Genomic DNA, 14,269 nt, shown 5'->3' with positions numbered 1-14,269 from the left:
GGACAACAACCGCCCGCCCCCCCCACCCCCCGACCGCCAACCCCCAACCCTCTTGATCACCGAGGGCAGAGGTGGGGTGGGGGTGGGGTGGGGGTGGGGTGGGGGGCAGGCCCCCCGCACCGGGCCGGTGGGCGTCAGCCTGCGGAGCAGGTGGGGCTCAGGCTGCCGGCGGTGCCGTTGGCCTGGAAGCCGAACTCGGTGGACTGCCCGGCGCTGACCTGACCGTTGTAGGCGACGTTGGTCCAGTTCGTCGTGCCGGTGTTACCACTGCGGTTGGCGCTCCAGGCGTTGGTGACGGTGGCGCCGGACGGCAGCCCGATCGACACCGTCCACCCGTTGAGCGCCGACGAGCCTGCGGTCACCCGCACGTTCGCCACGAAGCCACCGTTCCACTGGTTCACCGACACCGTGGCGGTGCAGCCACCCGGGCCCGGCGGCGGCGTGGTGGTGGGCGGGTCGGTCGGCGGGTCGGTGGGCGGGTCGGTGGGCGGGTCGGTGGGCGGGTCGGTCGGCGTGGTGCCGTTGTTCAACGCGGTGAGGACCGCGTCGTACGCGGGCTTCTTCGAGCCGTTGCTGTTGAACAGCAACGGGGTCTGGTTGGAGCGCCACGAGTCACTGTCCCGGATGCCCCACACCGTGATGCCGTTGCAGCGGGCCACAGCCAGACAGTCCTCGACCACGCTGCGGTAGGTGTTCGCCGACGCACCCTGGATGTCCAGTTCGGTGATCTGCACGTCCACACCGAGGGCAGCGAAGCTGGACAGCGTGGTGCGGTAGTTGCTCACGTACGGTGAGTCGTTGTTGAAGTGCGACTGGAAACCGACGCAGTCGATCGGCACGCCCCGGGCCTTGAAGTCCCGGACCATGTTGTAGACGCCCTGCGTCTTCGCGTGGGTCCAGTTGTCGGTGTTGTAGTCGTTGTAGCAGAGCTTCGCGCCCGGGTCGGCGGCCCGCGCGGCCCGGAACGCCGCCTCGATCCAGTCGTTGCCGGTGCGCTGGAGGTTGGAGTCGCGGCGACCGCCGGAGCTGCCGTCGGCGAACGCCTCGTTCACCACGTCCCACGCCACGACCTTGCCACGGTAGTAGGTGGCCACCTTTGTGACGTGGTTGAGCATCGCCTGCCGCAGCGCGCTGCCGCTCATGCGCTCCATCCAGTCGGGCTGCTGCGAGTGCCACGCCAGGGTGTGACCCCGCACGCTCATCCCGCGGCTGCGGGCGTGGTTGACGATCTGGTCCGCCGCCCCGTAGCTGAACTGGTTCTGCTGCGGCTCGGTGGCGTTCATCTTCATCTCGTTCTCAGCGGTCACCATGTTGAACTCACGGTTCAAGATCGTGGTGTACGCGCTGTCGGAGAGCTTGAATCCGGCGACCGCCGTGCCGAAGTACCGACCCTTCTCGGCGGCGGACGCGCCAAGGGTCGTCCCGGCGGCGGCCGGCGGTGCCGTCAGGAACATCGCCATACCGGCGACGAGGGCACCCGCGCCGGTAAGCGCGATCGCGGCTCTTGACGCCGCCTTCCATCTCGCTCTTCTCATCGTGCGACTCCTTCTCAGGTGGTGGGGTGGGAGCGGAAATCAGGACACCGAACAGGCGGCACCGTTGAGGGCGAACGACGAGGGTTTGCCAGTGCCGCCCTCGTGCGTGGCCTGGAAGCCGATCTCGACCGACGCGTTCGGGGCGATGGTGCTGTTGTAGGAGACGTTGCGGGCGGTCACCGCACCGCTGACGGGGGCGTACTGGGCGTTCCAACCGCTGGTGATGCGCTGCCCGCCGGGCAGCGTGAAGGTCAACTCCCAGCCGTTCACGGCGGTGGCACCGGTGTTGGTGATGGCGACGCTCGCGGTGAAGCCGCTGTTCCAGGCGTTGACCGTGTAACCGACCCGGCAGGCACCCTCGCTCGGCGGCGGGGTCGTCGGCGGTGGGGTGGTCGGCGGTGGGGTGGTCGGCGGTGTGGTGGTCGGCGGTGTGGTGGTCGGCGGCGCGGTGCCGTCGAGCCCGAAGAAACGGATCACCTGCGCCGCGTCGACAGGCACGTTGTGCGTGACACCCTGCATGCTGATCGCCTCGACCGGCGCCATCGGGCCGCTGCTGCCGTAGCGGGTGCGGGTGTAGCCGGAGCGTGGGGAGTCGGTGAACGTCGGCGTCTGGCTCAGCCCGTGCACGTTCGTCCACTGCTTGACCTGCTCACCGAAGTTCGGGTAACGCAGCGTGTCGTCGTTGGTGCCGTGCCAGATCTGCATCCGGGGCCGCGGACCGGTGTAGCCGGGGTACGCCTCCCGGACGAGGTCACCCCACTGCTGCGCGGTCCGGATGAGCTGCCCGTTCGCGCACTGGCTGTTCCACTCCGAGGTGCCGCCGGTGGCGAAACAGGCGAACGGCACTCCGGCGAACGAGGCGCCCGCCGCGAAGACGTCCGGATAGACGCCGAGCATCACGTTCGTCATCATCGCGCCGGAGGAGGTGCCGGTGGCGAAGATCCGCGAGGGGTCGGCGGCGTACCGCTGCTTCACGTAGTCGACCATGGACATCAGCCCGACCGGGTCGCTGCCGCCGCCACGGCGCAACGCCTGCGGCGAGTAGACGTCCCAGCACTTGCTGCTGCGGGTCGCCGACGGGTAGATCACGATGAAGCCGTACCTGTCGGCGAGGGACGCGTACTGGGTGCCCGAGTGGAACGCGGGGCCCGTCCCGGTGCAGTAGTGCATGGCCAGGAGGATCGCCGGTCGGGTCGCCACCCGGTCCGGGACGTACAGGTGCATCTGCAGGTTTGTGGGGTTGGTGCCGAAGTTGCTCACCTGGGTGAGCGTCGCCGCCGAAGCGGGGCTGGCGAAGGTCAGCGCGGCGACGGCAAGCGTCACGGCCGCCATGACGGCGCCAAGCGTTCTGGTCTTCAGTGTCATCGTCGCGATCCCTTGCGGAAAAAGGCGCGTGGAAGGGGACTTGAGTCGAGGAGTGCCCTTCGCCCGACCTTGACCGCGGCTCGCGTGACCATGCCAGCTTCAATCGAACACACTCGATTGTCAAGGCTTCCGGAAACCTTTCGCCACAACGGTTTCCGCAGTCACCAGCGCCGCAACCGACGTCGGCGGGTATCGACGATGGCTGCTGGTCCCGAGAAATTACCGGGACGTTTTCGGAATCTGCCGGACCCCCACCGGACGCGACTCAGGGCGGCCCGACCGCATGGTCGGGCCGCTGCGCAGGGCCGGTCAGTAGATGTCGCGCCCTCGCTCGTCCGGCACCCCGGACTTGCGGAAGAAGTAGGTGTTGATCTGGTCGCGCCACTCGGTGGCGCAGCGCACCTGCTCCTCGAGCCGTTCGGCGACCCGCTCGTACACGCTCGGGTCGATCATGCCGGTCAACGTCTGCCACCTCCGTCGCATCCCCACCACCTCCTCGACCCCCGCGAAGTGGGTGTCGTAGATGTGCTGAATGACTGTCGAGCCGCTGTGCAGCACGTGCCCGTACGGCACATGGTGGAAGAAGAGCAACAGCTCGTCGGGGCAGCTCTCGGGTGACTCGTACACCTCGGACCAGTACGGCGGGTACTGCCCGGTGAAGCCGGTGCCGGACGCGCGGCTGCGATCCACGCCGACACCGTCCCGGTCGGCGAAGTGGTAGGTGCCCCACCGGGTGTACTCGTACCCGTCGACGCCGGGGCCGTAGTGGTCGCCGGGGTTGACCATGAAGCCGACGCCCAGCGGGGCGGTGTAGCGCTCGTAGGTGCGCCACGAGTCGTCCATGATCTCGTGCAGCGTCCGCCGTACCAACTCCGCGTCGGCGGTCGCCGACGGCGGGAAGGTCAGTGTGATCCACTCGTCGAGGATCGCCGTCGGATCCCGCCGAGGGTCCCAGGCCAGCCGGCCGAACGTGTACAGGTTGGCCTGCGCCAACGGGTGCCCGGTCCAGAAGACGTCGTCGCCGACGTTGGCGACGGCGACCATCCCGCCACCCGCCGCCGCCTCTCCCGTGACCACGTCCCCGATCGTCCGTCCGCCCGGCCCCCAGGGGGCGAAGCGCAGCACCTCGCTCCACCACGGGCCGAGGTGGCAGACGTGCCGCTGCTGTCCGGTGTACTCCTGGGTGACCTGCAACTCCACCGCCATCCGGGTGGCCGGCATCGCGGCGAGCACCGGCGAGACCGGCTCCCGCGTCTGGAAGTCCACCGGCCCGTACTTCACCTGGACGACCACGTTGGTGCGGAACCGCCCGTCGAGCGGGGCGAAGTGGTCGTACGCGGCCCGCGCCCGGTCGGTGGACCGGTCCCGCCAGTCCTGGTGGTGGTTGTAGACGAACGCCCGCCAGTGCACCACTCCCCCGTGCGGGGCGAGCGCCTCGGCCAGCAGGTTCGCGCCGTCGGCGTGGTCACGGCCGTAGGTGAACGGGCCGGGTTGCCCCTCCGAGTCGGCCTTCACCAGGTAACCGCCGAAGTCCGGGATCCGGTCGTACACCCGCCGGGTGGTGCCGGCCCACCAGATCCGCACGGACTCGTCCAGGGGGTCGGCGGTCGGCAGGCCACCGAGGACGACCGGCGCGGCGAAGCTGACCGACAGGTGCACCCGGATGCCGTACGGGCGCAGCACGTCCGCGATCTCGGCCACGTCGCCGAGCCGTTCGGTGAGCAGCAACGCCTCCGCGCGGGCCACGTTGACGTTGTTCACCGAGATCGCGTTGACCCCGCAGGACGCCAGCAGCCGCCCGTACTCCCGCACCCGGGCCAGGTCGCCGCGCGGGCGGCCGTCCTGCCAGAAGATCGAGCCGCCCGCGTACCCCCGTTCGACCTGGCCCATCACCGGGTGCACGGCCACGTTGTCCCAGTGGTTCAGCATCCGTCGGCGCAGGGCCGGCCGGTGCCGCTCCGGAGGGCGGGCCGGGTCGAAGGCCGCCGCGCAGAGTCGGACCACGTGGAAGAGCCCGTACAGCAGGCCGGCGGGCGCGTCGGCGAGCACCGCAGTCACCTCGCCGGCCCGCGCCAACACGAACCCCTCGTCGCCGAGCGTCCCACCGTCGCCCAGTTCGGCGAGCGCCGCCTCGCCGGCCGCACGCGCCGCCTCCACCGCCGGGTTGGGCAGCTCACCGGCGTCGCGCAGGGCGAACACCAGATCGACGTCGACGTCCCAGGAGGGGGAATGCCACACCCGACCGCCGTACCGGGCGCAGGCACGAGACACCTCGTCGAGGACGGTGTCGACGAGCAATCCCTCGCCGTGCAGGAGGATGCGCCGCGCGCCGAGCGACCGGAACGCCTCCGGGGGCAGCCAGGCCGGATGGACGCGCGGCTGGTCACCATCCATCGGCTCCTCGACGAACATCAGCTGCTCCAACTCGACCGACTCTTCGGCGTTCACCGGACCTCCTCCAGCACGACGACCCCGTACGCCGGCAGCCGCAGCACCGCGCCGGCCACCGTACGGTCGCCGGTGAGCAGATCGACGCCGCTGGCCCGGGCGGTCACCTCGACCGGCTCGGCACTGTGGTTGAGCAGAAACAGCAGCCGGGACCCGTCGGCCGCGACCCGCACGGCGGATTCCAGGTCCGGGACGTCCGGGTAGGGCCCGAGCAGGTCGTGTCGGGCGAGCACCTGCCGCACCACCCAGGACACCCCGGTCTGGTCCAACCCGGCGGCCACGTACCAGCCGTGGCCGGCGCCGAAGGAGTTGCGGGTCACCGCCGGGGTGCCCGCGTAGAAGTCGGCCTGGTAGGTGCCGACCACCTGCGCGCCCTGCGGAATCACCAACTCGAACAGCAGGCTCGCGTCGACGTCGACAGGATCCGCGCCGTCGTCGAGGCGTACCGGGTTGACCACCTCCGGGCCGCGCGCGTCCCACTCGTCGACCCGGACTCCCATGAGCTGCCCGAGCGGGCCCGGCACGTCCATCAGGAACGCCTGGTCGTTCTCGTCCACCCGGCCGGACAGGTAGGTGGTCAACACCGACCCGCCGCGCGCCGCCACCGCCTCCAGGCGCTGCGGCAGGTCGCCCTTGAGCAGGTGCAGGGCCGGGGCGACGACCACGTCGTAGCGGGACAGGTCGGCGGTCACCGCGACCACGTCCAGGTCCACCCCGGCGTCCCAGAGCGCCCGGTGGTACGCGAGCACGACCTGCTGGTAGCGGACCAGCCGGGACGGGCCGTCGGAGAGTTCCAACGCCCACCAGCTGTCCCAGTCGAACAGCAGCGCCACCCGGGCCGGGGTCCGCGCGCCGAGCGTCGCCGGGCCGAGCCGGTCCAGTTCGGCACCCAGCTCGGCGACCTCCCGGAAGACCCGGGTGTCGGAGCGACCGGCGTGGCCGATGACCGCTCCGTGGTACTTCTCGCTCGCCCCCCGGGAGGCGCGCAGCTGGAAGAAGAGCACCGCGTCGGCGCCGTGTGCCACGGCCTGCCAACTCCACAGCCGCATCAGACCCGGGCGTTTCAACGGGTTGACGTCGCGGCACGCGGTGAAGCTCGGGGTCTGTTCCATCAGCCAGAACGGCTGGCCGTCCTTGAGCCCGCGCATCAGGTCGTGGGTCAGTGCCATCCGGGCCGCCGACCCGTCGTCGGGCGGGTAGTTGTCCCAGGAGACGAAGTCCAGGTGGGGGGCCCAGCGGTGGTAGTCGATCGGCCGGTACATGCCCATGAAGTTCGTGGTCACCGGCAGCGTCGGGCTGGACTCCCGGATGGCGGCCTTCTCGTCGCGGAAGTTGCTGAGCATCGCGTCCGAGGTGAACCGCAGGTAGTCGAGGGTGATGCCCGGGAACGCCGTGTGGTCCGGCCCGCGCCAGTGCTCGGTCAGCGCCGACGGCGCCTCGATCTCGTCCCAGTCGGTGAAGGTGTGCGCCCAGAAGGTGGTGTACCAGGCCTCGTTCAGCTCGTCGAGGCTGCCGTAGCGGTTGCGCAGCCAGTCCCGGAAGCCGGCCGCGCACAGCGCGCAGTAGCAGGCGCCGCCGTACTCGTTGCCGACGTGCCACGCGAGCACGGCCGGGGTGTCGGCGTAGCGACGGGCGACCCGGCGGGCCAGCTCCGTCGAGAGCCGGCGGAAGACCGGCGAGTTGGGGCAGGAGTTGTGCCGCTGACCGAACCGGTGCTTGCGGCCCTCGAAGTCGGTCCGGGTCACCTCCGGGTACGCCTTCGCCAACCACGGCGGATGCGCGCCGGTGCCGGTGGCCAGGCAGATCCCGCGTCCCTCGGCACTGGCCCGCTCCACGATCCGGTCCAGCAGGGCGAAGTCGTAGGTGTCCTCGGCGGGCTGGGTGAGCGCCCAGTCGAACACGCCGAGGGTGACCAGGTCGATGCGGGCGGAGTCGAAGAGCCGGTAGTCCTGCTTCCACACGTCCTCGGGCCACTGTTCCGGGTTGTAGTCGCCCCCGAAGGGCACCTTGGCGCTGACGGGCAGGCTCATGAGGTGAACTCCTTCCGGATCAGGTGGATCATCGGGTCGCTGACTCGCAGGTACGCCAGCACCGCGACCGACGCGAGCAGCATCAGCGCCGCCTCGGAGGAGACCGCGGTGATCCCGGCCGCCGCGGCCAGCAGCAGGGCGTTGCCGACCGGAACACCGGGGGTACGCACGAGGAAGTGCACGGCCAGCCGGAGCACGTCCCGGGTACGGAAGTCGAACAGCGAGGTGATCACGAGGGCGTTCGCCGCGCCGAGTGTCACGACCACGGCGATCAGCACCAGTGGCACCGCCCACAGGCTCGACAGGCCGGCCGCGCCCCGGTAGGCGAGGTTCACGGTGAGCACTGTCAGCCACAGCAGCGTCGGCACCCAGATGCGTAGCACCGCGAACGCGTTTGCCCGGTAGCCGCGCCAGAACAGTGCTGCCGGGTGCAGGTCGGTCAGGTCGGTTCGCTGGTGACGCAGGGCGTACAGGGCCGCGGAGATCGCCGGGCCGAGCGGTACCAGGAAGAGCGCGACGAGCGGCAGGTTGCTGGCATCGCGGCCGAGCACCAGCAGTGGCAGCAGGGCGGGCACCGTGGTGAGCAGCAGGAGCAGCTCGAGGACGAGCAGGATGTAGACGCGCGAGGTGATCCGCGACAGTGGGCCGTCGCCGAACTGTCGCCAGGTCTGGCTCACGCCACTCACGGTCGCTCCCTCTGGTCCCCTTGGCGGGCCGGTCGGGCGGCGACTACCGCCCGACCGGACGCCGCTGGTCAGCCGTTGTTCTTCTGGAACCGCTCGTACGCCTTGTTGACCAGGTCGATGTACTGGTCCGAGTTCTTGGCCTTCAGCTCGGCCACGTACGCGTCCCACTCGCTGAGCGGACGCTGGCCGAGGGCGAACTTCAGCGTGTTCTGGGTGACGAAGTCCTTCAGCGGGGTCTCCCAGAGCGACACCTGCTCGCGCTCCTCGTCGGTGAACGGGCGCGGCGGGGGCACCTCCCGCGGCTTGCGGGCGTCCATCACCTTCTGGAACTCCAGTTCCTCCGGCGAGAAGAACCCACGGACCAGGTCGGGGGTGCCGCCGTAGGCGAAGACGCCGTTGTGGAAGCCGAAGTCCTTCTGCAGGTGCTTGGTCGCCGTCGGGTGCAGGCCGAGGAAGTCGATGCCGGCGTCGAGCGTGCGCTTGCCGGAGGCGTCCTTGGTGAAGGTGGTGCCCTCGACGCCCCAGCGGGCGAACTCCAGGCCGGCATCCGAATACCACAGCCAGTCGATGAACTGCATCATGGCCACGAAGTTCTTGCTCTCCCGGGCCTTCGAGGAGATCATGATGCCGTTCTCCAGCCGGGGGAACGGATTGACCTCGCCAGCCGGGCCGATCGGCAGCGGGATCTTGGCCATCTTCGCGTTCGGCAGGGTCTTCGCCAGGTCGGGGCGGTGGTTGTTGACGAGCGTCTGCGCGTTGCCGGTGACCACGAAGGACTTGCCGTTGGCGAGCTTCTGCCGGGCCTGGTCGTCGGTCTGGGTGAAGCTCTCCGGGTCGAGCAACCCTTCCGAGACGAGCTTGTGCAGGTACGTGACCACCTGCTTGTACTGCTCGGACGAGCCGGTGTAGGTGAACTTCTTCGCCGTCGGGTCCCAGGTGGCGTGCTGGAAGTCCCAGCCCGCGTAGGTGCCGTGCGACGAGCCGAGGATCCCCAGCAGGGCGCCCGTCGGGTTGGGCTTGCTGAAGAGGTCGGAGTACGGGTAGACGTTCGGGTACTTCGCCTTCATCGCCTTGAGCACCGTGTACAGCTCGTCCCAGGTCTTCGGGGTCGGCAGGTTGAGTTCCTGCATGATGTCGGTGCGCACCAGCACCGTGTAGTCCTGCGTGGGCTTCTCGTGCAGGCCCGGCAGCAGGTAGAACTTACCGTCGGCCTGCCGCAGGTTGTCGATCTCCGGCTTGAGGTTCCACTTGGTGATCTTCTCCTTGAGGTTGGGCATCAGGTCCAGGTAGTCGCTCACCGGAAGGATCGCCCCGGAGGACACGAACGCGTCCTCCTGCGGGTGGTACGTCTTCGGGATGATCAGTGGAGCGTCCCCGGCACCGATCAGCAGGCTGCGCTTCTGCTCGTAGTCACTGAGCGGCACGGCCACCGGTTCGATCTTGACGTTGGTCCGCTTGGTGAGTTCCGACCAGAACAGCCAGTCCTCCTTGAGCGGGTAGAACGTGTGGTTGTTGTAGAGGGTGGAGAACGACAGTGCCTCGGTGGCCTTGAACTGGTCACCGACGCCGTAGGTGGCCATCGCGCCGACCCGGTTCCCGGACAGGTCCTTCGATTCGCCGGGGTCCTCGGAACAGGCGGTGGCAAGGGAGAGCGCGAGCAGACCCGCGGTGGCTGCCGCCACGCGGCGCCACGTCTTGTGGAGCATGGCTCGTCCTTTCGGTGGTGGGGTTTTGAGGTGCAGCAGTGCGGTGCTCACCGTCATCCCTTGACCGCTCCGAGCATCACGCCACGGACGAAGTACCGCTGGACGAAGGGGTAGACCGCCAGGATGGGCAGGGTGGTGAGCACGATCGTCACGGCCTGGAGAGTGGCCGCCGCCTGGACCTTGTCGGCGTCGGCGGCGGACGACTCGGCGCTCGTGGCGCCCGCGATGAGGTTGCGCAGGTACACGGTTACCGGCAGCAGGTCCTGCCGGTCCATGTAGAGGAACGCGGCGAACCACGAGTTCCAGAAGGAGACCGCGTAGAAGAGCACCATCGTGGCGACGATCGCCTTCGACAGCGGGAGCACGATCCGCAGCAGGATGCCGTACGTGTTCAGCCCGTCGACCGCCGCGGCCTCCTCCAGGTCGCTCGGCAGACTCTCGAAGAACGCCTTCATCACCAGCAGGTTGAACACGCTGATGGCGTTGGGGATCACCACGGCCCAGATGGTGTTCTTCATTCCCAGGCTGGTCACCAGCACGTAGTTGGGGATCAGGCCACCGGAGAAGAACATGGTGAACAGCGCGACACCGATGAGGAAGGGTCGCCCCTTGAGCTGCGGCTTCGACAGCACGTACGCGTAACAGGTGGTCAGCACGATGGAGATGAGCGTGGCGACCACCGTGTACACCACGGTGTTGCGGTAGTTCGTCCAGAACATCGCGTCCGACATCAACAGCTTGTACGCGGTCACGTCGAACCCGCGCGGAACGATCGTCACCTCGCCGGCGATGATGTACGCCTCTTCGCTGAGCGACCGGGCCAGGATGTTGAGGAACGGGTACAGCGTCACGACCACCACGCCGAGCAGGACGACCGTGTTGACGACCCGGAAGATCCGGTAACCCCGGCTGTCGTCCGGTCCGCGCGTCTTCGGGGCGTCGGCCTTCGTGCCGAGGGTCACCACAGGCTCGTCCCCACCGTGCGACGGGAGATGACGTTCGCCGACAGGACGAGGATCAGCCCGATCACCGCCTCGAAGAGGCCGATGGCGGCCGCGTAGCTGAAGTTGCTCGACTGGAAGCCCATCCGGAACAGGTACGTCGAGACCACGTCGGCGGTCGGGTACGTCAACGGGTTGTAGAGCAGCAGGACCTTCTCGAACCCGACCGCCAGGAAGCTGCCGATGTTGAGGATCAGCAGGGTCACCATCGTCGGACGGATGCCGGGCAACGTCACGTGCCAGGTCTGGCGCAGCCGCCCGGCGCCGTCGATCCGGGCGGCCTCGTACAGGTTCTCGTCGATGGTGGTGAGGGCGGCGAGGTAGAGGATCGTGCCCCACCCGACGGTCTGCCACACCTCGGACGAGACGTAGATGGTGCGGAACCACTCCGGTTTCTGCAGGAACGCCACCGGGTCGCCACCGAACAGGCTGACGATCTGGTTGGCGGTGCCCTCGATCGAGGTCAACTGCATGACCATCGCCGCCACGATCACGATCGACAGGAAGTGCGGAAGATAGGACACGGACTGGACGAACCGCTTGAAGCGGCGGGCCCGGACCTCGTTGAGCAGCAGCGCCAGCACGATCGGCAGCGGAAAACAGAACAGCAGGGTCAGCGCCCCGAGCACGAGGGTGTTGGTGAAAACCTCCCAGAACGTCGGGTCGCTGAGGAACATCCGGAAGTAGCGCAGGCCGACCCAGTACTCGCCGAAGATGCTGCCGCCGGGCTTGAACCGGCGGAAGGCGATGATGTTGCCGATCATCGGCAGGTACCGGAAGACGAGGAAGAACAGCAGCGGCAGGATGGCCAGGGAGTAGAGCTGCCAGTCGCGGCGCAGGGCCTGCCGCCAACTGCGCCGGCGTCGCGGCGAGCGCGGGGCGGGCTGGTGCGCCTCCCGCGGGGGACGCGGCGGGGCCGGTGGTGGTGGCCGCAGGGTGGATGTCATCCTCGGCCTCCTATGCCGACTGTCGAACAGCCACGAGGGGCTCGACCCGCACCGAGGTGAGCAGTTCCCGGTCGTGGCCGACCTGCCGCTCGGCGCCGACGAGTCGCAGCGGGAGGGCCGCCGCCACGTCGCCACTCGATCGGCCGAACCGCAGCTCGACGTCGCCGGGCTCGACGATCCGCCGGCCGGTCAACCCGGTGAACGACGCCAGGTCGGCCGGTACGCCGAACGTCACGTGCGCCGCCTCGCCGGGTGCCAACGGCAGTCGGGTGTAGCCGACCAGCCGGACCACCGGACGGGTGGTCTGCGCGACCGGGTCGTGCAGGTAGAGCTGGACGACCTCGGTGCCGGCCCGCGCACCGGTGTTGGCGACGGTGATCCGCACCCGCACCTCGCCGTCGACGGGCCATTCCGCCGGATCCTCGCGCGGCTCGACCACCGTCGCGTCGGACCACTCGAAGGTGGTGTAGCTCAGCCCGTGACCGAACGGGTAGACCGGGGTCGGGTCGATCGAGGAGACCTTGTTGCGTCGACCGAGCGGTGGTGCGAGGTAGGTGCTCGGCAGCCCGCCGGCGTCGCGGGGAACGCCGACCGGCAACCGCCCGGAGGGGTTCACCGCGCCGGTGAGCACCTCGGCGAGCGCCTGCCCACCGCGCTGGCCGAGGAAGAACGCCTGCACCACGGCCGCCGCGCCGTCGAACTCCGGGCCGAGCGCGTAGGGACGACCGGCCATCAACAGCAGGACGACCGGGGTGCCGGTGGCCAGGACGGCGCGGACGAGGTCGGCCTGCACGCCGGGCAGCCGCAGGTCGACGGCGTCACAGCCCTCGCCGGAGGTGCCCCGGCCGAACATTCCCGCCCGGTCACCGACGGCCACCACGCACACGTCGGCGGCGGCGGCTGCGGCGACCGCGGCCGGGATACCCGAGGTGTCCTCGCCGGTGATGGCGCACCCCGGCTCGTAGGTGAGCATCGGGACGCGCCGGGCCAACTCGTCGCGCAGAGTGGGGATGTCCACGCCGAGCCCGAACTCGCTGTGGTGGACCCCCACGTGGTTGGGGAACGTGTAGCAGCCGAGCATGGCCATCGGGTCGTCGGCGGCCGGGCCGACCAGGGCGACCCGGCTGCTCACCGGCAGCGGGAGGACGTCGGCGTTGCGCAGTAGCACGACGGACTCCCGGGCCAGGCGGACCGCGATGTCCTGGCTGGCCTCGTCGTCGAAGCGCAGGGACTCGACGTCGTCGGGCAGCGCCTGCCAACCCTCGTCGAGCAGGCCAACCTCGATCTTCTGGAGCAACACCCGGCGCAGCGCGCCGTCGATCAACGCCTCGTCGACCTCACCTCGACGCGCCGCCTCCACGAGCGGTTCGCCGAACGCGTCGACGGTGGGCAGCTCGACGTCGATCCCGGCCCGCAGGGCGAGCCGGGCCGCGTCAGCGGCGTCTCCGGCGACCCCGTGCAGGGTCTGCAGGAACCGTACGGCGAAGTAGTCGGCCACCACGGTGCCGGTGAAGCCCCACTCGTCGCGCAACAGCCCGGTCAGCAGCCCACGGTCGGCGGCGACGGGCAGGCCGTCGATCTCGGCGTAGGAGTTCATCACCGAGCGGGCACCGCCATGGCGCAGCGCCATCTCGAACGGCGGCAGGATGACGTCGGTCAGCTCGCGGTGACCCATCGGCACCGGCGCGAGGTTGCGCCCGCCCCGGGAGGCGGAGTAACCGGCGAAGTGCTTCAGCGTGGCCACCAGGCCGGCTCGTTCCAGCCCTCGCACGTACGCGGCACCTGTCGTCCCGACCAGGTAGGGGTCCTCGCCGATCGTCTCCTCGGTGCGGCCCCAGCGGTAGTCCCGGGTGACGTCCAGGACCGGGGCGAGCCCCTGGTGCACACCGGCGGCGCGCATCGACCGCCCGATGCGGTCGGCCATCGCCTCGACCAGGTCGGGGTCGAAGGACGCACCCCAGCTCAGTGGAGTCGGGTAGACGGTGGCCCGCCACGCCGCGAACCCGGTGAGGCACTCCTCGTGCACCTGGGCGGGAATGCCGAACCGACTGGCGGCGACGATCTGCGCCTGCGAGGCCGCCAGCGACCGGGCGCCGAGCACCGGGTCGACCGGGGCGGTGCCGAACGGCCGGGTGAGCTGGCCCAACCCGTACCTGATGACGGTGCTCCACGGTGGCAGCCCGCTGATCATGTCGGACTGGTGCGGTGCGACGCCTTCGCCGCTGGCCTCGGCGCCGACCCAGACCCCGACGAGCTGCGCGATTTTCTCTTCGATCGACATCAATTGCAGAAGCGCTTCGGCGCGGTCGGTCGGCGACAACCGCTGATCACGCCACGGCGCGACGCCGCCGTCCCCGAGCGACTGACCACTCATGCCATGACCCCTTAGCTCCGGCCCCATCCCGCCGCCGCCGCGCAACCAGCTCCGTGGCGGCCGTTTCCCACGATCCGAAACTTTCCGGAAGCCCGCGTAACCTTTTCGGCAACCTAAGTGCCCCATCGATACCTGTCAAGGGTCTCAATCGGGCCACCAGCCCATGTTCCCTGCACA

At 69.5% G+C, this 14,269-nt stretch carries 9 protein-coding genes; all 9 read right to left on the bottom strand.

All coding sequences use genetic code 11. The annotated features are described in order from the left end of the window. Positions 1–134 precede the first annotated feature (134 nt). Entirely contained in the window at positions 135–1,460 is a 1,326-nt protein-coding gene (locus AB0C15_RS25185) for an endo-1,4-beta-xylanase (protein ID WP_357355805.1), read from the bottom strand. Positions 1,461–1,574: 114 nt separating this feature from the next. Then, complete coding sequence (locus tag AB0C15_RS25180; protein ID WP_357355804.1) at positions 1,575–2,900, bottom strand: PHB depolymerase family esterase; 1,326 nt, start codon at positions 2,898–2,900, stop codon at positions 1,575–1,577. 309 nt (positions 2,901–3,209) lie between these two features. After that, entirely contained in the window at positions 3,210–5,348 is a 2,139-nt protein-coding gene (locus tag AB0C15_RS25175) for an alpha-glucuronidase (protein WP_357355802.1), read from the bottom strand. After that, a complete protein-coding gene (locus AB0C15_RS25170) occupies positions 5,345–7,378 on the bottom strand; it encodes a beta-galactosidase (protein WP_357355800.1) in 2,034 nt (677 codons plus the stop codon). The genes AB0C15_RS25175 and AB0C15_RS25170 overlap by 4 nt, the downstream gene beginning before the upstream one ends. After that, positions 7,375–8,064, bottom strand: coding sequence for a YesL family protein (locus AB0C15_RS25165; RefSeq protein WP_357355798.1), 690 nt, complete (start codon positions 8,062–8,064; stop codon positions 7,375–7,377). The genes AB0C15_RS25170 and AB0C15_RS25165 overlap by 4 nt, the downstream gene beginning before the upstream one ends. Positions 8,065–8,132: 68 nt before the next feature. After that, positions 8,133–9,770 carry an extracellular solute-binding protein gene (locus AB0C15_RS25160; protein WP_357355796.1) on the bottom strand — a complete coding sequence of 546 codons (1,638 nt, stop codon included), beginning with the start codon at positions 9,768–9,770 and terminating at the stop codon, positions 8,133–8,135. A gap of 53 nt (positions 9,771–9,823) precedes the next feature. Next, positions 9,824–10,732 (bottom strand): carbohydrate ABC transporter permease, encoded by a 909-nt coding sequence (locus tag AB0C15_RS25155; protein WP_357355795.1) that lies wholly within the window; start codon positions 10,730–10,732, stop codon positions 9,824–9,826. After that, a complete protein-coding gene (locus tag AB0C15_RS25150; RefSeq protein ID WP_357355793.1) occupies positions 10,729–11,718 on the bottom strand; it encodes an ABC transporter permease subunit in 990 nt (329 codons plus the stop codon). The genes AB0C15_RS25155 and AB0C15_RS25150 overlap by 4 nt, the downstream gene beginning before the upstream one ends. Before the next feature lie 10 nt (positions 11,719–11,728). Then, positions 11,729–14,092, bottom strand: a complete 2,364-nt coding sequence (locus AB0C15_RS25145; protein ID WP_357355791.1) for a glycoside hydrolase family 3 N-terminal domain-containing protein — start codon at positions 14,090–14,092, stop codon at positions 11,729–11,731. Positions 14,093–14,269 lie beyond the last annotated feature (177 nt).

The sequence above is a fragment of the Micromonospora sp. NPDC048835 genome, assembly GCF_040649995.1.
In the GTDB taxonomy this organism is placed as follows: Bacteria; Actinomycetota; Actinomycetes; order Mycobacteriales; family Micromonosporaceae; genus Micromonospora.
This window is presented reverse-complemented; position numbering and strand designations above follow the sequence as displayed.